Here is a 20,281-nt window from a genome sequence, read left to right on the forward strand (position 1 = left end):
ACTAGATGAAAGAATTTTTACTAACCACATGTTTAACAGTAATCGGAACCGGTTTATATGCGCAGACAACTCAAGCTGGCTTTGCAGGGAAAATTACAGATGAAAATTCCAGAGGAGTGCAGGGAGCTTCTGTAGAGGTTCGCAATGAATCGACAGGCTTTACAACGAAAACATCTACGAATGTAAATGGAGACTATAATTTTAAAGAATTGCCTTTGGGTGGTCCTTATACACTTAAGGTTAGCTATATCGGATATGGCGAGCAGATAAGACGCGGATTTAATCTGAACCAAGGAGATCTTATTCGCCAGAATATTTCTATTCAAAATGCTTCAAATGTTTTAGAAACTGTAGAACTTAAAGGAACAAGCACATTAAAAAATCAAATTGAGAATCTGGGTGCGGCGACCTCCGTAACGGCAAAGGACATTGCAAAATTACCTGTTAATGGGCGGAATTTTACTTCATTGATGGATCTATCGCCTCTGAGTAAAGGAGATAATATTGGTGGCCAATTGGGTTCTTCCACAAACTTTACCATTGATGGGATGAATGCAAAAAATCCAACTTCAGCAGGGTCCACAACAAGTAGGAGTGGCGCTCCATTCTCGATTTCAATTGAAGCAGTTCGAGAATTTAAGGTGGTCACAAATCAATATGATGTTACCTATGGTAGGGCAGGAGGAGGTACTGTAAGTGCCGTTACTAAACAAGGGACGAATAAAACACAGGGAAGTGCTTGGGTCTATTCTCGAGCAGATTGGTTATCTAGTCCGAATACTATAGATGGAAAGAAGCGGACGAATGATTTTTCTACTTATCAGTATGGTTTTACATTAGGTGGACCAATCATTAAAGATAAGTTACATTATTTTGTCGCTTGGGATCATCAGCAAGATACAAGACCCTTGATCATCGCAGATATAACCTCCACTTTGGATGAGGAGCGTTTTAGAATCACCCAAGACAATTTAAATGCGTTCGTGGATATCGGTAGAGAAAAATATGGGTTGAGTAACGACCGTCAGTTTGGGTCTTTTGATAAGAAAAGAGGTTCTGATGCTGTTTTTGGGCGTATTGATTGGCAAATCAATTCGAGTAATTTATTAACCATCCGCAATAACTTTACCAGTGACCTCAATAAATTAGGGTTACAAGATAATAAGCCTATTACATTATACGAATCTTATGGAAATGATAAGAATATTGATAATAGTTTTTTGGCGACTTTGCGGACGTCTGTTTCCGCTAATGTAACCAATGAACTCAAGTTACAGCACCTTTATACTTACCAAAATAGTAGCCCTGGTGATCTATTGCCAAGTCAAAACATCCCTCGTGCTATTGTCGAGAATATTGTCTCTAAAGTAGGTAGCAATGATTTAAAAACTACAGCCCAATTAGGAGGACATCGTTTTGCTCAAGAATCTTTTAAAAACAACGTGTTCCAGTTGGTCAATAATCTTTATTATAGTACAGATAAGATTAATTATACATTTGGAGTTGATTTGATGTATACGCATGCGAGTTCTATTTATGGTAGTGAGGTAAATGGTCGTTTTCATTTTGGAGCAAGCGATAGTAGGACCGCATTGCAAAATTTTCAAGATCGGAATGCCTATAATTACTACAGAGAAGTACCATTGGTAGCCGATCCGACCGTTGTTGGTAAGATATTCAACGCGGGGGCCTATGGTCAATTGCAGTCTAAAATTGCGACTGGTTTGGACTTGGTAGCTGGCTTACGGTTTGACTATGGACACTATCCGACTTCTCCTTTGAATGAAGAGCTGTTGAAAGAGGTTGGTGTACGAACGGATCATAAGTTAAAGTCATTGGTGATACAACCGCGCTTCCAGATGACATGGGATGTTAATGAGGAGCATAAAGATTTTTTCCGCATTGGGGGTGGGATATTTGCCTCAGATATCAATAACTATATGACAATTAACAACCTGACATTTGATGGGAAGCATTTTGCAACAGTCGATGTTCGGGGTGGGGATGTACCAACACCAGATTTTGTCCAATACCGTAAAGATCCTTCATCAGCTCCAACTTTGGAGCAATTTCAAGTTCCTACGATTAATACTTATGGGTCTGATGCTAAAATACCGGTAGTCTATAAGGCAAATGCCTCATATTCTCATTTCTTCACAGAAAAATTGAAAGCTGGTATTTCAGCATACATGAACCTCGGACGGAATAATTACATGTATGTGGATCGAAACATGGTAAAGGATCCATTTTTTAGATTGGTGAATGAAGATAATCGTGGCGTCTATGTTCCAGCATCTGCTATTGTGAACGGTGAATCGGATTGGAAACAAGGACGTATCTCCAATAAGTTTGGTCGTGTATTAGAGTTGAACTCAGAGGGTAAAGTCAACCAATTTGCTGTTGTGCTAGACGCGAGTTACCAATATTATAAAGATGGTTCTCTATCTGTTAGTTATACTTGGAATGATGCAAAAGATAATACCTCATATAATGGAAATGTAGCGAATACCGCAACACTATCTTTAGCGGTAAAGGATGATCCTAGGGATTTGAGTAAAATGTCCTATTCAAATAATCAATTCCGCAATAAAGTCGTTATTTATGGAACTTTGCCAACATTTTATGGCGTAAGTGTAGGGGTCCGTTATTCAGGTATAGGTGGCTCGCGTTATAGTTTGCTTGCCGGAGGTAACATCAATGGTGATTTTGTGGCGGGTGATAATGATTTGGCTTTTATTTTTGACCCGAACAGTGCAAAAACTCCAACTAATCTGGTTAATGGCCTACATGCTTTATTGGATAATCCAAATGCAAGTCAGAGCTTAAAAGATTACATCGAGAAATATGAGGGCATGATCGCTGAACGTAATGGTGGCGTCAATGGCTTTTATGGATTGATTGATTTGCGTATCGCAAAGAAGTTTAATCTCTATAAATCTCATGCTTTGGAAGTGTCTGCTGATTTGTTTAATGTGGCCAACTTATTTAAGAAATCTTGGGGTGTGAACGAATCTTTGGGCAACCAGGCATTGTACTCGTTGGGTGTCAAGGCTGCAGATGGTAATCCAGCATTACCTGCTTTTGATTCCAACAAGCAACAGTTTAACTACAATTTGAACAATACTGGGGTTGTTATTCCTTCTGGTAATCCGTATCAATTTCAGTTGGGTTTACGGTATTCTTTCTAATATGAGCATATAATAGGCAATTCTTGTTTTTAAGGATCGCCTGCTTTCTGGCATTGATATTTGTTGTTTTGGATTTAATCTGGCTTATTGATAGGTGTTTATAGATTTGGAGTTTATTTTTCACCTGTTATAACATAACCTTTAAGGATGCCGCTTGTCGTGGAGCTATTATTCAGGATTGGATTGTTCTGTTTTTAGCATTTCCTGCAAATAAAAAATGTTGAAAAATTTGACTTTAGATCAGATTGCAAACGATTGTTTTATAATCGAAATATAATATTTGGTTTTACCAGAGAATCTGCTTTTTTTAGGACTTGAAAAAATGTATCTTTGCACATCCAAAAAGCAGCTATTTTGCTATTATTTTTAAGAGAACCAAAAAAATAAAAATCTAGCAGAAGGCATTAATTTTTTGCACACATGAGTAACATACATTTTCAAGAGAAATTTGAAGATCGCCACAACGGACCTAGTGCTGTTGAAACGAAAGAAATGTTGGATTTTTTGGGCGTTGATTCGCTAGACCAACTTATCGAGCAAACTGTTCCTGCACAAATTCGTGCTAAACAAGCTTTACAATTGCCTGCTGCTTTAAGCGAAACCGCTTATTTGAAAAGGGTAAAACAAATCGCAGAAAAAAATAAAGTTTTCAAGTCTTATATCGGACAAGGATATTTTGATGTGATATTGCCAGGTGTTATTCAAAGAAATGTCTTTGAAAATCCAGGATGGTATACACAATATACTCCTTACCAAGCAGAGATTGCGCAAGGTCGCTTACAAGCATTATTAAATTTCCAAACTGTTGTTTGTGATTTAACAGGCTTAGAAATTGCAAATGCATCTTTGTTGGACGAGGCTACTGCTGCAGCAGAGGCGATGTTTATGTTGTATTCTGCTCGTAAAAATAAAGCGGCTAATGTATTTTTAGTTTCTGAAAATGCCTATCCCCAAACAATCGATGTTATCCGTACTCGTGCGTTATCATTTGGCATTGAACTGAGAATAACTGCAATTGCTGAAGAGCAATTGACAGATGATGTTTTCGCAGCATTTGTTCAATACCCTGCAGCAGATGGTTCCATCATAGATTATAGCGCTTTTACAACGGCTGCTCACGCTAAACATATTACGGTATGTGCGGCTGCAGACTTGATGAGCTTAGCGGTCTTGACTCCTCCAGGAGAATGGGGTGCTGATGTCGTGGTTGGTACTTCGCAACGTTTTGGTGTACCAATGGGATTTGGTGGACCTCACGCAGCTTTCTTTGCAACAAAGGACACTTACAAGCGTAATATTCCAGGACGTATTATTGGTGTCACAACAGATTCTAATGGCAATTACGCATTGCGTATGGCATTACAAACACGTGAACAACATATCCGTCGTGATAAAGCTTCTTCTAACATTTGTACTGCACAAGCTTTATTAGCGATTATGGCATCTTTTTATGCTGTATACCATGGTCCACAAGGACTTAAAAATATTGCAGGTCGTATTCATGATTTGACTCAATTGTTAGACCAAGCAGTACAACAATTAGGGTATAAGCAATTAAATAAAAACTACTTTGATACTGTTCGTTTCGAATTAGAAGGAGAAGCAGCTGGTTTGAAATCAGAAGCTTTAAACAACGAGTTGAACTTCCATTATGTAGGTTCGGTTGTTAGTATCTCTATCGACGAGACGACAACATATGAAGATATCTTAACGATTGTTAAAGTATTTGCTAAAGTAAAAGCTAAAAATATTGCTGATGTTGATTTCGAATCAATTGAAGCTGCATTGACATCGGCTCTTCCAGCTGAATTGGTTCGTACTTCTGCTTACTTAACACATCCTATCTTTAACAGCTACCATTCTGAGAGTGAGATGTTACGTTACATCAAATCATTAGAAGCGAAAGATTTATCTTTATGTCATTCTATGATTCCTTTAGGGTCATGTACAATGAAATTGAATGCGACTGCTGAGATGACTCCAGTTACTTGGTCTAATTTTGGTGGCTTACATCCATTTGCTCCTACGGATCAAACTTCAGGTTATATGCAATTGATCGGTGAGTTGAATGATTGGTTGTCAGAAATCACGGGTTTTGCAAAAATGAGTTTCCAACCAAACTCTGGCGCTCAAGGTGAGTATGCTGGTTTAATGGTGATTCGTGCTTATCACGAAAGTCGCGGCGAGCATAACCGTAATATCTGTTTAATCCCTGCTTCTGCGCATGGTACTAACCCTGCTTCAGCATCTATGGCTGGATTGAAAGTAGTGGTTGTTAAATGTGACGAGCGTGGTAATATCGATGTAGCAGACTTGAGAGCGAAAGCAGAAGAGCATGCTGCAAACTTAAATTCATTCATGGTGACTTATCCATCTACACACGGTGTATTTGAAGAGCCTATTATTGAAATTTGTGAGATTATCCATGCAAATGGTGGACAAGTATATATGGATGGTGCCAATATGAATGCACAAGTTGGTTTGACTAGTCCTGGTCGTATCGGTGCTGACGTATGTCACTTGAACTTGCATAAAACATTCTGTATCCCTCACGGTGGTGGTGGCCCAGGTATGGGTCCAATCGGCGTAGCAGCACACTTAGTACCTTTCTTACCAAACCACGAAGTGGTAGAAGTTTCTGGCGAAGAAGGTATCACTGCGGTATCTGCAGCTCCATTTGGTTCTGCTTCTATCTTAATTATCTCTCATGCTTATATCGCTATGATGGGTGGTGACGGATTGACAACAGCTACTAAAACAGCTATTTTAAACGCGAACTATATCAAGTCCCGTTTAGAAAACCATTATCCAGTTTTATATTCAGGTATTAATGGTCGTTGTGCACATGAGATGATTTTAGATTGTCGCTCCTATAAAAATGTAGGTGTTGAAGTTGCTGATATTGCAAAAAGATTGATGGATTATGGTTTCCATGCGCCAACAGTTTCTTTCCCAGTTGCAGGTACATTAATGGTTGAACCAACGGAGTCTGAGTCTAAAGCTGAAATCGATCGCTTCTGCGACGCTTTAATTGCTATTCGTGCGGAAGTTGCTGCGGTGGAAGCGGGTGAAGTTGATCGTGTAGAGAACGTATTGAAACATGCTCCTCATACAGCTGCAATTGTTACAGCTGATGAGTGGAATAGACCATATTCTCGTCAAAATGCGGCATATCCTTTATCTTATTTGAAAGATCGTAAATTTTGGCCTTCTGTAGGTCGTGTAAACGATTCTCAAGGGGATAGAACGTTAATTTGTTCATGTCCTTCTATTGAAGAATACGCTGAAGCATAGTCAAAGCATATAAATAAAAAAAAGCCTTCATTTCATCATGAAGGCTTTTTTTGTTTAATGGCCGTTTTAGGGATCAACTTGATGCCGTTCTCTTGCTGCTATCAAACTCATCTGTAAGCGTGCATATTTTAAATTTTGAAGTATCTTTGGGTCAATAATTTGAAAGAAATGAATAACTTAGACAAGCTTCATTTTCTTTAAAACTGCTGAATGGAACTTGAATGCCTTAAAAATAAATGATAAACAAGTCGAGCCTGCGGGCTCATGTCGTAATTATTTAATAATGAAAATAAAATCAACATTAACTTTCCTCCTTATAGCTGGTTTATTTGCGTCCTGTTCGACAGGTAAGTATGCCGCTACAGAAAAAATCTATAAGAAAAAGGCAAAGGAATTTTCAAAAGAATATGGTGCTAACCCTGTTGTGAATCAAGCAATCATGAAATTACCGGCATCTATTGAAAAAGAATGGATAGCATCGACTAATTTTGGTATGCGTAAACCGAACTATGTTGTTATCCATCATACTGCACAAGATTCTTTAGGACAAACGATACGTACCTTTCATTCGGAGAAGACCGGCGTTAGCGCACACTACGTAGTTGGGCGTACAGGTAAGGTGGTGCAAATGGTCAATGACTATTATCGTGCTCATCATGCTGGACTGGGTAAGTGGGGCAATGATATGGATCTTAACTCATCTTCTATCGGTATCGAGCTGGATAATAACGGCACAACGGATCCGTGGAGGGATGTGCAGATCAATGCGCTTATGGAATTGCTGTCGTACCTGAAGGTGAAATACAATATTCCGCAGGCAAACTTCATTGGTCATATGGATCTGGCTCCAACTCGTAAAAATGACCCTTCTCGTTTTCCTTGGAAGAATTTAGCAGATAGGGGCTTTGGGTATTGGTACGACGAGTATTTGGAGACGCCTCCATTGGATTTTAATCCAAAGTTAGCCTTAAGGATCATTGGCTATGATGTTAAGAATTTAGATGCTGCTATAAAGGCTTTTAAACAGCACTATATTCAAAATAATGTTAACGTAGCTTTATTAAATGATCAAGATTTGAAGATATTGTACTCGATATATAAAAAGGTATTATAAAAAAAATGGGCTCCAATTTGGAACCCATTTTTTTATATCTCATATGCGCTAGACCGTCTTAACATATTTAATGTCGTAATTTTCGATGTCTATGATATAGCCGTTTTTGATCAAGAAATCAAATAAGGGTTTAGCCTCTTCTGAAACTGACATATTCTTTGTGGTAATGATCTTGTTTTCTTTCTTCAACAAATAGGGATATGCATACAGTTTGATGTTCTTATTGAACATGCCCGAAATGTAAGAAAGAAGTTCGTTGGTGTAGTGCTCCTTATTGTAATTGTCCGAGTTGAAGATATTTCGTAGGTTGGACACATTGGTGGCAATACCGATATTTTTGGGTTTAAAGTTATTGATAAACTCGGCTAGGTGATTGTTTCTCCTAAAGTTGCTGACAATAATGTTGTTGCCTGTAGAACAAAGTTCCTCCGCACGATGTGCAAACTCTTCGAGATCTTTGTCTGTGATGATATGATCTTCCTCTAAGACATTTCCCATTAAAACTTCGATCAATACAACGGTATTTTCTGTAGTTGCTCCGGTGTTCTTTTTAAATTGTTCAACGGCAAGGTTGAATAAGTCAAAGTTAGGAAGTGATTTTTGTCTATATTTTGTTCTTAAAAGAATGATATTCTTTTTGTACAGATAGTCTTTTATCTGTGCAGCTTTACCATTTGGTTTAAAGATTGCTGCTTTAGCAAAACCCGTTGCGATTAGGTATAGATTAATGAGTCGTTCATTGACGCTTTCAAATAAAGGACCGCTCGCTTTTACTAAATCAATTTCAACAGAACCCACCGATAGATTGTCGACCAATGATTCGATCATGGTCTGTATATTGTCGGTGTAATAGTAAGCTGCAAATAGTAAGTTGACTCCGATAATACCCAATACTTTTTGCTGTAATTGGTTGTCACTATCGAGTAGTCTAACATGTATAATGATGTCATTGGTAGGGCCGTCTACTTCGTGTTGAAATCTTAAACCAATCCAACCATGAGGTTCATTGGTTTTAGTAAAGTTTAATGTAGTGACGGTGTCTGCAAAGGCAAAGAATTTTTTATTACAATATTTTTCACCATGTAAGCGTTTGGTCAATAAGTCGAATTCATGTTTCAACATTTTCGTTAAACGGGTACGACTTACATACCGACCATCTTCTTCTTCTCCGTAGATGGCATCGCTAAAAGTCATATCATAAGCCGACATTGTTTTGGCAATTGTTCCGGATGCTGCTCCTGCATTGAAAAAATTACGGGCAACTTCTTGACCAGCTCCAATTTCGGCAAAGGTGCCATAAATCTCTGCATTTAGATTGATTCTTAGCGCTTTTCTTTTGGTTTCAAATATTTCTCTTACCATGCTGCAAAGGTACGAAAAATGCTAGTTTGCTGAAAACGAAAGGCTGATAAGAGAATAATTAGTCGATTGATAATAAAAGGGTTATTTTGATATCAAAATAACCCTTTTTTAAGCTTTATTTGTAAAATTTGACCTCAATTATGCCTCAAATATTTTCAATTTGTGAAAGGCATAAAATAGCGCTGAACTCTGTAATGCTTGACCAAATTTGTTTTGAAGCAGCAATTCCTTTGCTTCTTCTATAGAGACCAGAAACACATCGATATCTTCACTTTCATCCAAATCCTGTTCTTGTACTTTTACTCCTCCTTGCATAAGGTAGGTATGGGTGATATTTTTACTTGTGGCCGGATTGGCATATAGTTCCGCAATTTTTTCAATCTTGGAAAATTGATAACCTGTTTCTTCCAGCATTTCTCGCTCTGCAGCATATTGTGGTTCTTCTCCTGGTTCCATTGTACCCGCTGGGATCTCAAGGATGATTTCACCTGCTGCATGACGATACTGCTTGATTATGATTAGCTTATTATCTGTTGTAATACCAACCATATTGACCCAATTCGGGTATTCTAGCACATAGTAATGGTCGTTAATCTTGCCATTGGGCAGTTCGCATGTATCTCTTCTCAATGTTGCCCAAGGGGCTTTACAGATGTATTCTGATGCGAGTAGTTTCCACTTTTTCATATCGCCAATTAAATAATATCGGCCATCATTCGGTCCACTTTTGCTGTTAGTTCTTTTTGGAGTTCGTCATATGCAGCTTTATCTGTTAAAGGTGCTTTGACAGAACAATAAAATTTAATTTTAGGTTCTGTACCTGATGGTCTTGCTGAGATTACATCGCCATCGGCCGTGATGAATTGTAAAACATCAGACTGAGGTAGATCGATTACTTTTTTGTCTCCTGAAGCGATATTAATGGCAATTGAACGTTCATAGTCACGGACTTCAATAACTGGGATGCCTCCTAAAGATTTTGGAAGGTCGTTGCGTAGTTTATCCATCATTTCTATGATTTCTTCAGCACCCGCTTTACCCTTTTTAGTAAGTGAAACCAATTTCTCTTGGTAACAACCAAATTCTTGATAAATATCGAGTAAGACATCGAAGAGCGACTTGCCTTTTGATTTATAGTAGGCTGTCATCTCGGCCAAGAAAGCACATGCATTTGGAGCGTCTTTGTCGCGTACAAGACTTCCGACTAAATAACCATAGCTTTCCTCTCCGCCGACAAGATATGTCGCCGAATCGCCTAGTTTGGTCATTAACTCGCCAATGTATTTGAAGCCTGTTAATGTTTCATGATAGGGAACGTTAAAATGCCTTGCAATATCGGCTTGGAGGTTTGTTGTTACAATTGTTTTGACTACATAAGGATTATTATTGAGCTGGTTCAGCTCTTTTTTAGCGCTCAATACATAATAAACGAGTAGGCTGCCAATCTGGTTTCCATTGAGTAATTGGAAGTTTCCTTTATCATTTTTCACGGCTATTCCAACGCGATCAGCATCCGGATCTGTCGCCAGTACAAGGTCTGCATCCAGCTCTTCACCTTTCTTTTTTGCCAGTGCCATGGCATCTTCTTCTTCAGGATTTGGATAGATAACCGTCGGGAAATTTCCATCGGGAGTTGCTTGTTCTTCAACAACTGAGATATTTTCAAATCCCCAAGCTTTTAACATTTTTGGAACAATCGTAATTCCAGTACCATGGATGGGAGAGAATACGATTTTAAGATCTTTTTCAGCTTGAACTGCTTCGGGGTAGAGGCTTAATTTTTTATTTTCTTCAATATAGATGTCATCAATCTCTTCACCTAAAGGGATTATGTTCTCAGGGATGGGTTGAAATAAGATTTCTGAAACATTTTGAATGGCATTTACTTCAGCAATTACATTGGCATCATGTGGGGCGGTTAGTTGGCAACCATCATTCCAATAGGCTTTGTATCCGTTATATTCTTTTGGATTGTGAGACGCAGTCAGCATGACACCGCTTTGGCAACCGAAGTGACGGATTGCAAAAGACAATAGAGGGGTGGGACGAAGCTCATTAAATAAATATACTTGTATCCCATTAGCTGCGAATACATCAGCAACAAGTTGACCGAAAGCCTTCGAATTATTACGGCTATCAAAGGCAACAGCAGCTTTGATGGTTTGGTTTGGGAATTGTTTTTTTAAATAGTTCGCTAATCCTTGTGTTGCTTTTCCGATGGTATATTTATTCATTCTATTGGAGCCGATACCCATTATTCCGCGTAAGCCACCAGTTCCAAATTCTAAATCTTTATAAAATGAATCTGTTAATTCTGTGATTTCGTTGTTGTCAATTAGCTTTTGCAACGCCGTTCTCGTTACTTCATCATATTCTGTGCTAAGCCATTGATTGACTTTTGCTTGTATTTCTTGATCCAGATTATTCATTGTTGTTGTGAATTAAAACCGTCAAATTAAATATTTTTTAGGAATGTATTGCTTTATTTTTAAATAAAATATGCCTTGTTAAGCATCGCATCCACCATAGGCGCGATCGAGTACCGTAAAGATCCATTTTCCATTTCTGCTTGTGATGTGAAATATAAGCGGAGCATTTTTGTCCGTCAATATCACGCGATAGCTTTTCGCTTCTAATGCTTTTAACTTTTGAATCTCAGAAGCTGATATTTTCGAATCAAGAATTTCATTCATAAATTTTGCTGTATGGGATAATTCTGTTGGATGTTGCTTGTTATTACAGAACAATCCTTTTTTACTCCATGCCTCTTTTCCACAATCGTAAGTTGGTAATGGCCCGAAAGTAACTTTTCCGGAAAAGCTTGATGATGTGTAGGGATAGTAATCAGGAATAGGCCGATTGAAATCAAAAGATGTCGCATGGACATAGATGGCTTGTACGCCAGGTCTGTATAGGGTATAAAAACCAACTGTCTTATCGATATAATCGTTTAACATTTTGGAGTTCTGTGTTTTAAATGCCTGAGTGATATTTGCTATCGCTAAGTCTAATGATTCTTCCTGAGTGGTTTCATCAATGGGAATGTCTATTGAATCGACTATTGTCGAAAGGCTATCAGGAGCGATCGCATCGATAGAGTCGCGTTGACTTTCCTTTTTATCTGCAGTTCTGTTGCAACTGCTTAGAAAAATAATCGATAATAGCGTGAAAGCCAATATTTTATTAAACATATTTGTCATCATTATTAAACGGATTTAATTCATTTAAGTTGCTTGCAAAATTATAATAACCGATGTCTTTATCAAAAGCATTATCCATTTATCTTGTTTCTATTTTATTTATTTCTTGTTAAATTATCAATGATTGTTTTTAAGATGCTTCGTGTAGATGGTTTCCACCATTGTACTAAAATCTTTTCAATCGTTTCTTCTTGGTTTAAGCTTAGATTTTGAAGCAGTTCCTTTCTGAAGTTTAATTTAGAGGCTTGCCAAGTATCTTTGTTATACTGTGTAACTGTTTTTATTTTACGCAGTGTAGCAGTTTGAATGGTATTTGCCGATACTACTTCATCGACTAAACCTACTTTAAGGGCTTCTTGTGGACTTAGTAATCTCCCTTCCAATAACAAGCGATAAGCATTTGCTTTGCCAATCCAAAAGCTGTAGAGGTGAAAAATACTTTCTGGGACAATCAATCCTACCGGGATTTCATTCAATCCGATCATAAAGTTTCCTTCAGCCATAATGCGGTAATCGCAACAGATTGCCAGGACACAGCCTCCTGCCGGGCTATGACCTGAAATAGCCGCTACTAACGGTTTTGGAAATGATGCGAGGTCATTTGTTGTTTTTAAAAATAATTGCCAAAACTCTTTAATTTCAACTTCATTATACGCATATAAAGTTATGAGATCCAAGCCTGCGCTAAAAAAACCTTCTTTTCCATGTAAGATGACGCCCTCAATGGCAGGGTCCAGTTTTAGATCGTGTATACATGAGTTTAACTCTTCCAATAGAACGGTATCCATGGCATTGGATTTCCCTCGGTCTAAGAATATATTCGCAATGCGGTCTTCTGTTTTAACAAGGATATGTTTCATAATTATCGCGATTTATTATTGAAGTGAATTTTATATATCTGATTTGCTGTTACAAGTACTTTGATCTGCATATCTTAACTTAAGCCTAATTCCCTTTTTATGAAAGGAGAATATGTGTTTTCGATTAGCGGTTCTTTACCTTGGTATGATGCGAAATAAAAGACTTTTTGAAGTCTGATAGTTTTGAATCGATGTAGCGCTAATAGCTTATCGTAATAAACTAATTATAATCAATTTATATTTAATATTTGCGAAAAATTACGAAAATAATTTAAGAAATCATTGTTTTTAAAGGATAAGGTATCAATTTTAAATTTTCTCTAAATATTAGCCTAAAACAAATATCTTTGTGCTATGAATATCCTAATTATTGGTTCTGGCGGTCGTGAATCAGCCTTCGCCTACAAACTTTCGCAAAGTAAGCGTCTTCAAAATTTGTTTATTGCTCCTGGAAATGCTGGTACAGGTGCGTATGGTCAAAACGTTCCATTAAAAGTAACAGACTTTGATGGCATTGCAAGTTTTGCTTTGGAAAACGACATTAATATGGTTTTAGTGGGTCCAGAGGAGCCATTAGTAAAAGGTATTCATGATTATTTCTTAAATCGTGCCGACTTGAAACATATACCTGTTATAGGTCCACAGCAAGCGGCGGCACAATTGGAAGGCTCGAAAGATTATTCAAAACAATTTATGGAGCGTCATGGTATCCCTACTGCGGCATCTCGTTCTTTTGATAAAACGAATTTAGAAGAAGGGCTGACGTATTTGGAAACACAAAACCTACCAATTGTGTTGAAGGCAGATGGTTTAGCAGCTGGTAAGGGAGTTTTAATCTGTGAAACATTGGAAGATGCAAAAACAGAATTGAAAGCCATGATTACGGATTCTAAATTTGGCGCAGCAAGCGATGTAGTCGTTGTCGAAGAGTTTTTGAAGGGTATTGAACTTTCTGTATTTGTATTGACGGACGGTAACTCTTATAAGGTATTGCCTTCTGCTAAAGACTATAAACGAATTGGAGAAGGAGATACGGGCTTAAATACCGGTGGTATGGGTTCCATTTCCCCAGTTCCTTTTGCGGATGAAGTATTTTTAAATAAAGTTGAAGAACGTATTATTAAACCTACTGTTGAAGGTTTAAAGAAAGATAATACGCCCTACAAAGGATTTATTTTTATCGGATTGATGAATGTAGATGGAGAGCCTTTGGTGATTGAATACAATGTAAGAATGGGAGATCCCGAAACAGAATCTGTCTTGCCTCGTATCGAGTCGGATTTGATCGATTTATTAGAGGGTGTTGCTCAGGGTAATTTGGAAACTCGGTCTTATACTGTTAGTCCCAAAACTGCAGTGACTGTGATGTTGGTAGCTGGTGGATATCCTGGAAACTACGAGTCGGGTAAAGTAATTTCAAATATTGAGAATGTAAAGGAATCAATTGTTTTTCATGCAGGGACAACTGAGAAGGATGGTCAAGTGTTGACTTCGGGAGGTCGTGTGATTGCGGTAACCACGTTGCAGGACACGTTGTTTGATGCGTTGCAACAAGCAACTGCTGATGCAGGAAGAATCTATTTTGACGGTAAATACTTCCGAAGAGATATTGGTTTTGATTTGATTTAATATTTTTTTTAAATCTTTTTTGGAAGATTGATATAAAAGGCTATATTTGCATCTCCAAACAGGGAAGTTCCCTACAGGAGATGCAAAAAATGGCCCGTTCGTCTAGGGGTTAGGACGTTAGATTTTCATTCTAGAAACAGGGGTTCGATTCCCCTACGGGCTACGAAAGCGACTTAAGAAATTAAGTCGCTTTTTTTTATTGACCTTATTTTTAATCTAACTATATCCCCATCTAAAAGGTGTGAACTAAGCAAATAATCTCATTAACCTGAATAAGAAGAAATTGATATCGTGCGACCTTTTTCTCAAATTGAATTTGAAAGCCTTAATGTAATCATTAAATGATTTGATGGATGACTTGGGTACCATTAACAGTATAATTTAGGATGTTTATGTGAGTTAAGTCTAAAAAAGAGTATTTCACAATGCTTATTGTCAATATGTCAGGTTTGCAGAAGCCTTTGTCTGTTGATTTTGAGCTTGGTACATTATTTGAGTGTTGGAACATATAAATATAGGAAAATGCAAAAGATAATACATAAAGCTGAAAATCGTGGACATGTTGACTTTGGATGGTTGAAAAGTGCCCACTCGTTTAGTTTCGGAAACTACTTCGATCAAGATAAACTTAATTTTGGTGCATTGCGTGTTCTGAATGATGATTTTGTTGAAGCTGGAAATGGTTTTGGAAGTCATCCACATGATAACATGGAAATCGTCAGTATTCCTTTGTCTGGTGTTTTATCACATCAGGACAGTATGGGGACAAGTCGTGATATCCAAACCGGTGATGTGCAGATTATGTCGGCAGGAACAGGTATTACGCATTCTGAGTTTAATGGTAGTAAAGAGCACCCCGTTAAATTCTTACAAATTTGGGTAATTCCACGTGAAAGACAATTGGTACCAAGTTATGATCAAAAGACTTATTTGGATATCGATCGAAAAAATAAGTTTGCAACAATCGTTTCTCCAGATCAGGCAGATAGTCAAGCGGTATTGATTCACCAAGATGCGTACTTTAATCTAGCGGATTTAGATGCTCATGCTGTTGTTGATTATGCGCTACATGGAGAACATAAAGGTGTTTACGTATTTGTGTTAGAAGGAAGTATTCAAGTCGCTGGAGAGCTTCTAAACAGGCGGGATGCTATCGGTATTTGGGATGTTGATACTATTGAAATGCAGGCAACAGCAGATGCTCAGATTTTGTTGATAGAGGTACCGATGTTTTAATTTAATAAACGGTTTTAACAAAAAAAGGGTTTGTATCTCATCGATACAAACCCTTTTTTATTCTTTAATGAGGTATGTTACTATTTGATGGAAACGGCATCGAAAACAATCGTTTCATAGTTGCCCTTTTCATATAGTACGCCGATTTTCTTGCTGTTGATAAGAACGATATCTGAATAGGCAGAGTAAGAATCAGCATCCTTGTAGCCAGTAGGGGCTTTTGCTACGACATGGTTAAAGTACCAAGTTTTGCCTTGGTCTTTACTGATGCGTAAGGTTAAGTTATCGCGGTCTTTTTCAGAAGCTGCATTACAAACTGCTAAGATATAATTTTTACCTTTTTTCCACGATAAGGTAGCACCTTGATTAACAGGGTCAGGTAAATTTTTGTCATAGAAAGTTGTGTCCCAAGTCGCTCCACCATCATTTGAGTAGGAAACGATGCGGTTGCGTACGTTGCCCTGTTGGTTTCGGGTATTCATATACAATCCTGTTTCAGAGATTTGAGCAGCCATGGTTTCATTCCCACCTTCGAAGGGAATTGTATTTCCAATTTTGAATGTCTTTCCATGATCATCAGAATAGTAGCTATGTGCATAGTAATCTTTTCCTGCTGATTTTGGAGCTCCTTCAGAGTGGTTGGCAGGGATATAGATGCGACCTTTATATTTTCCAGAGTCGAATTGTAAAGCGTGACCTGGCGTATTTGCGTAGGCTCTCCAATCTTCTTTAGATGTGTAGTTCGCGTTGAATGAAGGTTGGTTTGGATGATGTACAGCTGTCGTAATATTCGTTGGTTCTGTCCATGTTTTACCAGCATCTGTTGAAGTGATATACCAACATTCGCGAATGCCATTCCCTTTTCTAACTTCACCTTCGTGGTTATTTCCAGTGTTGTAGAACAAGAAAATTCTTCCTTTTGGATATTGAGGATCTAAAAGATCAACTACTGGAGCAGGATTGCCTGCTTGGAATTTATCTTGATCAACGGCAATCTGTAACGGGCCCCATGTTTTGCCATTGTCAGCGCTGATTTTATAGACGATATCAACATTGCCATAATCTCCAGCATGGTCTACACGACCTTCTGAGAATGCAATAAGATTGTTACTTTTATCTTTGACAATTGCGGGAATACGATAACTCTTGTAACCGTCTTCGCCCGACTTAAAAACAATTGTTTCTTGCGCAAAAATCACAGCTGAAGAAAACAGGATTGATAGTGTTAAAAATAGTTTTTGCATAGTTTTATGTGTTATTTATTAATTGCTTGGTATAAGGGTAAACATCCATTTCACAGGATTTTGCCAGTCTTCTCCTTTAAAGTCGCTGACGGGTAATTTGATGAGGACTTCGTTCCAACCCTTTTTTAAAGAGATCTGCGTTGGTTTTCTGAAGGTATAACCTTCGTCTATCAAAGGGACTTCTAAATCACCTTTGATACCCGCTTGTTGCCAGAGAGGGGGTTGTATAGGCTGATGATTGACCCATACTTTACTTTCAAGATTATCCCATGTACTTTTTTTCGGTGTATTGCTTGCATACGAACGGGAAAGGTTGTTGAATCCTATCCAAAAGGATTTATTTTCATTCTTGTCGCTCCATATTTTCGTGCGTGCATACCAGGTTGTATTTGTGAGAGGCCCTTCAATAGCACCAGGTATAATATCTGCCCACCAGTGCCTTAAAATAATTGTTCCCCCTTCTACTGTTTTAGTAACCTCTATACCATCGGCATAGGGTTGTTGCTCAATCGGAAATGAACGGGTTAAATTACCTTCATTTTGAAAAGGACCGATGAGGTCCCATTTTAAGCCGGTTTGCTTTACATATGGAAATGGCTTGTTTGAAAAATACATGTTTTTATGGTTCAATAACCTATTCTCAAAATTTTTGAATTCTTGGTAAGCAATTGTATTTTCATCAACGATATTGCAAGTCCATCCTGCAAGACCTCCTCCTCGCCAGACGCGCTCGGCAAAAGTAACGAGGGCAGGATATACTGCATTTTGATAAAACATATCCAGAGGTTTGGACACCGCGCGATCTGGCCAAGCACATAACGTTGCCCCGATTAGATTTTTGTGTGCCTTATCTTGCTCCCCAATTTTACGATGAAACAGTGTAGTTACTGTTTCCAATGGATCCATATGGTTAATGTAGAGATGTTTCGAATCTATATAAATCAAATCTCCTTGTTCCGGAATACGTTTAGGACCACCCATCCAAAGTTGTCTGATCGTTTGTGGCATGAGGTTGCTGCCAGGCTCCCATCCAATGGTTTTATAGCCCAATTCTTCCACATATTCTGTAATTTCAGGCATAAAATTTTTATTGATTATTTTTACCTCGTCGCCTCCGATATGTAAATAGGGAAGGTCTTGATAGGTCTGGGAGAACTCTTTTAATAATTCTTTGATGTAGACAATCCCCGAGTCAGACTGCATGTCTACGCCAAAATATCTTTTGAACGCTTGGCTATGTCCGGGCATATCGATTTCAGGTAAAAGTAAGATATGTTTGGCTTTGCAATAGGCAATAAGCTCTTTGAACTCTTGCTCGGAATAATGCTCGCCGCCACCTCGTGTTATATTTGAAGCGGCAGTTAGATTTGGGTATTTTTTGCTTGCTAACCGCCATGCAACGTCTTCAGTGAAATGAAAATGCAAGACATTCATTTTGTATTGCGCCATGATATCAACCTGCTCTTTCAGTAAATGCAGCGGTTGATAGTTACGGCCAACGTCGACTAGGAAAGACCGCCAAGGGAATGCAGGCTGATCATTTATTTCGCAATGTGCAAGCGATTTATTTTGAACAGAAAATTGCCTTAACGTCTGTAAGCCATAAAATATGCCGGTAGGTGAGTGTGCTATTATGCGAATACCTTCCTTGTCTATTTTTATAATATAGTCCTCTCGTTGCTTCTGATCACTTGCATCATCTATCAATTGAAGATCTAATGTTGGAAGTTGCTTGTTGTTTACAGCACTTTCTGCGACTTTCCATTCAGCTATGATAGCGGAAGCGAGCAGATATTCCCCCGTTAAAGACGAATCTGTTTTTTTTAGAATAATTCCATTGCTCAGATTGAGTGCTCCATCCCTTAATTCCATTTTTATGGGTAACGGAATTAGATTTTCCTGTGCATATGTAGGCGATAGACAAGATATGCTAAGAACAAGGAGACTTAAGAGTATGCGATTAAATTTCATTATTCTGCTTCCTAAAATCGTTTAAAATCGTCCAGCAGTACCACTCTTGACGCGGTAGGTGGAATGGGCCCTTGAATAGATTACCTTTGGCAGTTTGTGCGACAGTACCATCACGGTGTAGATAGCCAAACCACTCACCATGTTCCTTATCGTGGAACTTTTCATATGCATATTGGTGTACTTTTTTGTGCATCTCAGCATACTTTTCGTTTCCAGTCATTAAATAAGCCAGAAGTGTGGCAATGATGGTTTCATTTTGTGGCCACCAGAATTTCATATCCTGCCAATATTCTTGAACAGGCTTATTGTATAGATCTCTAAAATATAGTATACCACCAAACTCTTTATCCCAACCTCTTTCCCACATGTAATCTAACATTTTGCAACCTAATGCAATGAGTTCGGGGTCCTGATTACGATGTTTTGCTTCATGAAGAATAAACCAAGCACCTTCTATCGCATGTCCAGGGTTTAAGGTTCTTCCGTCTATATGATCAATGATTTCACCTGTTGGTGAAACCTGTTCCATGACGACTTGTAGGTCATGTTTGACAAAGTTAACTTCAATTTCCTTGATCCAATTCAAAATCGCTTCGTCACAACGTGGGTCTCCGATTGTTTCGCGTAATTGTTGTGCTGTATTGATCATGATCATGGGGGCGCCAATACCTTTTGAAGGTCTTGTTCCGGTAAACTTTGGAGCGAGTTTTAGCTCTCCGGATGTATACAGGATACATTTCCCAAAAATAGCTCGAGATAGGTCTGCCGCTTCTTGATCTCTAGAGGCTTTTGCATATGCTGCAAATGCAATAACTGCAAATGTCTCCGAAAAATAGTACCTTCTTTTTCTAATCGGTTGACCATCTTTGGTGACATGGAAGAACATCTGGCCGTCAGTATCAAAACAATGCTTACGGATAAAATCGTAACCAAGTTTTGCACCATCTAACCATTCTTGTCTCGGTTCCACGGTGTTATAAAGTGTTGCCAATAACCATGTCGCACGACCTTGAATCCAAACGGCTTTGTCGTCATCAATTAAGCTTCCGTCCTGATCACGCATCAGTAAGTAGCCTCCATCTTCAAGGTCGAATGATTTTGGGAACCAGAATGGAACCGTATCTTCTACTAACTGTGTTTTATAAAATTTTTCGAGTTCTTCGAGTTGTGTTAACGTATACAT

At 38.3% G+C, this 20,281-nt stretch carries 13 protein-coding genes and 1 tRNA gene; 6 read left to right on the top strand and 8 right to left on the bottom strand.

Translation table 11 applies throughout. The annotated features are described in order from the left end of the window. Positions 1–5 precede the first annotated feature (5 nt). The 3 genes from ACFX5U_RS22410 (at position 6) to ACFX5U_RS22420 (ending at position 7,596) form a co-directional block, all read left to right on the top strand. The gene (locus ACFX5U_RS22410; protein ID WP_400262174.1) at positions 6–3,188 is read left to right on the top strand and encodes a carboxypeptidase regulatory-like domain-containing protein; all 3,183 of its coding nucleotides are present in this window, start codon (positions 6–8) and stop codon (positions 3,186–3,188) included. A gap of 420 nt (positions 3,189–3,608) precedes the next feature. Beyond that, a complete protein-coding gene (gene gcvP / locus ACFX5U_RS22415) occupies positions 3,609–6,482 on the top strand; it encodes an aminomethyl-transferring glycine dehydrogenase (RefSeq protein ID WP_038695090.1) in 2,874 nt (957 codons plus the stop codon). Positions 6,483–6,765: 283 nt separating this feature from the next. Beyond that, the gene (locus ACFX5U_RS22420) at positions 6,766–7,596 is read left to right on the top strand and encodes an N-acetylmuramoyl-L-alanine amidase (RefSeq protein WP_400262175.1); all 831 of its coding nucleotides are present in this window, start codon (positions 6,766–6,768) and stop codon (positions 7,594–7,596) included. A 48-nt stretch (positions 7,597–7,644) separates the two neighbouring features. Here ACFX5U_RS22420 and ACFX5U_RS22425 read toward each other — a convergent pair whose 3' ends face one another. From ACFX5U_RS22425 to ACFX5U_RS22445, 5 genes are all read right to left on the bottom strand, one after another. After that, a complete protein-coding gene (locus tag ACFX5U_RS22425) occupies positions 7,645–8,958 on the bottom strand; it encodes a hypothetical protein (protein WP_038695094.1) in 1,314 nt (437 codons plus the stop codon). Between the two features lie 138 nt (positions 8,959–9,096). Continuing rightward, positions 9,097–9,645: an NUDIX hydrolase gene (locus ACFX5U_RS22430; RefSeq protein ID WP_280571366.1), complete on the bottom strand. Its 549-nt coding sequence runs from the start codon at positions 9,643–9,645 to the stop codon at positions 9,097–9,099. Positions 9,646–9,653: 8 nt separating this feature from the next. After that, positions 9,654–11,387, bottom strand: a complete 1,734-nt coding sequence (locus ACFX5U_RS22435) for a phospho-sugar mutase (RefSeq protein ID WP_280571365.1) — start codon at positions 11,385–11,387, stop codon at positions 9,654–9,656. A 78-nt stretch (positions 11,388–11,465) separates the two neighbouring features. Continuing rightward, complete coding sequence (locus ACFX5U_RS22440) at positions 11,466–12,161, bottom strand: hypothetical protein (RefSeq protein WP_280571364.1); 696 nt, start codon at positions 12,159–12,161, stop codon at positions 11,466–11,468. Positions 12,162–12,253: 92 nt separating this feature from the next. After that, on the bottom strand, positions 12,254–13,018 hold the full coding sequence (locus ACFX5U_RS22445; protein ID WP_400262176.1) for an enoyl-CoA hydratase/isomerase family protein: 765 nt from the start codon (positions 13,016–13,018) through the stop codon (positions 12,254–12,256). Positions 13,019–13,372: 354 nt separating this feature from the next. Here ACFX5U_RS22445 and purD point away from each other — a divergent pair, with 354 nt between their 5' ends. From purD to ACFX5U_RS22460, 3 genes are all read left to right on the top strand, one after another. Next, positions 13,373–14,647, top strand: coding sequence for a phosphoribosylamine--glycine ligase (gene purD, locus ACFX5U_RS22450; protein ID WP_038695104.1), 1,275 nt, complete (start codon positions 13,373–13,375; stop codon positions 14,645–14,647). A gap of 91 nt (positions 14,648–14,738) precedes the next feature. Beyond that, positions 14,739–14,810, top strand: a tRNA-Glu gene (locus ACFX5U_RS22455). Between the two features lie 359 nt (positions 14,811–15,169). Next, positions 15,170–15,883, top strand: coding sequence for a pirin family protein (locus ACFX5U_RS22460; RefSeq protein WP_038695106.1), 714 nt, complete (start codon positions 15,170–15,172; stop codon positions 15,881–15,883). Positions 15,884–15,963: 80 nt separating this feature from the next. On the opposite strand, the gene ACFX5U_RS22465 is transcribed toward ACFX5U_RS22460, so the two are convergent. From ACFX5U_RS22465 to ACFX5U_RS22475, 3 genes are read right to left on the bottom strand one after another with little or no spacing between them, the layout of a single operon-like run. Beyond that, positions 15,964–17,127, bottom strand: a complete 1,164-nt coding sequence (locus tag ACFX5U_RS22465; protein WP_400262177.1) for an exo-alpha-sialidase — start codon at positions 17,125–17,127, stop codon at positions 15,964–15,966. Between the two features lie 18 nt (positions 17,128–17,145). After that, positions 17,146–19,098 (bottom strand): family 20 glycosylhydrolase, encoded by a 1,953-nt coding sequence (locus ACFX5U_RS22470; RefSeq protein ID WP_400262178.1) that lies wholly within the window; start codon positions 19,096–19,098, stop codon positions 17,146–17,148. Beyond that, positions 19,088–20,281 (bottom strand): AGE family epimerase/isomerase, encoded by a 1,194-nt coding sequence (locus tag ACFX5U_RS22475; protein WP_400262179.1) that lies wholly within the window; start codon positions 20,279–20,281, stop codon positions 19,088–19,090. The genes ACFX5U_RS22470 and ACFX5U_RS22475 overlap by 11 nt, the downstream gene beginning before the upstream one ends.

This window comes from Sphingobacterium sp. SG20118 (assembly GCF_044740685.1).
Taxonomy (GTDB): Bacteria; Bacteroidota; Bacteroidia; order Sphingobacteriales; family Sphingobacteriaceae; genus Sphingobacterium.

Coding starts and splice junctions, on each gene's coding strand:
- ACFX5U_RS22440 (WP_280571364.1), bottom strand. CDS start 12,161: ATGATGACAAATATGTTTAATAAAATATTGGCTTTCACGCTATTATCG.
- ACFX5U_RS22475 (WP_400262179.1), bottom strand. CDS start 20,281: ATGTATACGTTAACACAACTCGAAGAACTCGAAAAATTTTATAAAACA.
- ACFX5U_RS22445 (WP_400262176.1), bottom strand. CDS start 13,018: ATGAAACATATCCTTGTTAAAACAGAAGACCGCATTGCGAATATATTC.
- ACFX5U_RS22465 (WP_400262177.1), bottom strand. CDS start 17,127: ATGCAAAAACTATTTTTAACACTATCAATCCTGTTTTCTTCAGCTGTG.
- purD (WP_038695104.1), top strand. CDS start 13,373: ATGAATATCCTAATTATTGGTTCTGGCGGTCGTGAATCAGCCTTCGCC.
- ACFX5U_RS22425 (WP_038695094.1), bottom strand. CDS start 8,958: ATGGTAAGAGAAATATTTGAAACCAAAAGAAAAGCGCTAAGAATCAAT.
- ACFX5U_RS22435 (WP_280571365.1), bottom strand. CDS start 11,387: ATGAATAATCTGGATCAAGAAATACAAGCAAAAGTCAATCAATGGCTT.
- ACFX5U_RS22420 (WP_400262175.1), top strand. CDS start 6,766: ATGAAAATAAAATCAACATTAACTTTCCTCCTTATAGCTGGTTTATTT.
- gcvP (WP_038695090.1), top strand. CDS start 3,609: ATGAGTAACATACATTTTCAAGAGAAATTTGAAGATCGCCACAACGGA.
- ACFX5U_RS22460 (WP_038695106.1), top strand. CDS start 15,170: ATGCAAAAGATAATACATAAAGCTGAAAATCGTGGACATGTTGACTTT.
- ACFX5U_RS22470 (WP_400262178.1), bottom strand. CDS start 19,098: ATGAAATTTAATCGCATACTCTTAAGTCTCCTTGTTCTTAGCATATCT.
- ACFX5U_RS22410 (WP_400262174.1), top strand. CDS start 6: ATGAAAGAATTTTTACTAACCACATGTTTAACAGTAATCGGAACCGGT.
- ACFX5U_RS22430 (WP_280571366.1), bottom strand. CDS start 9,645: ATGAAAAAGTGGAAACTACTCGCATCAGAATACATCTGTAAAGCCCCT.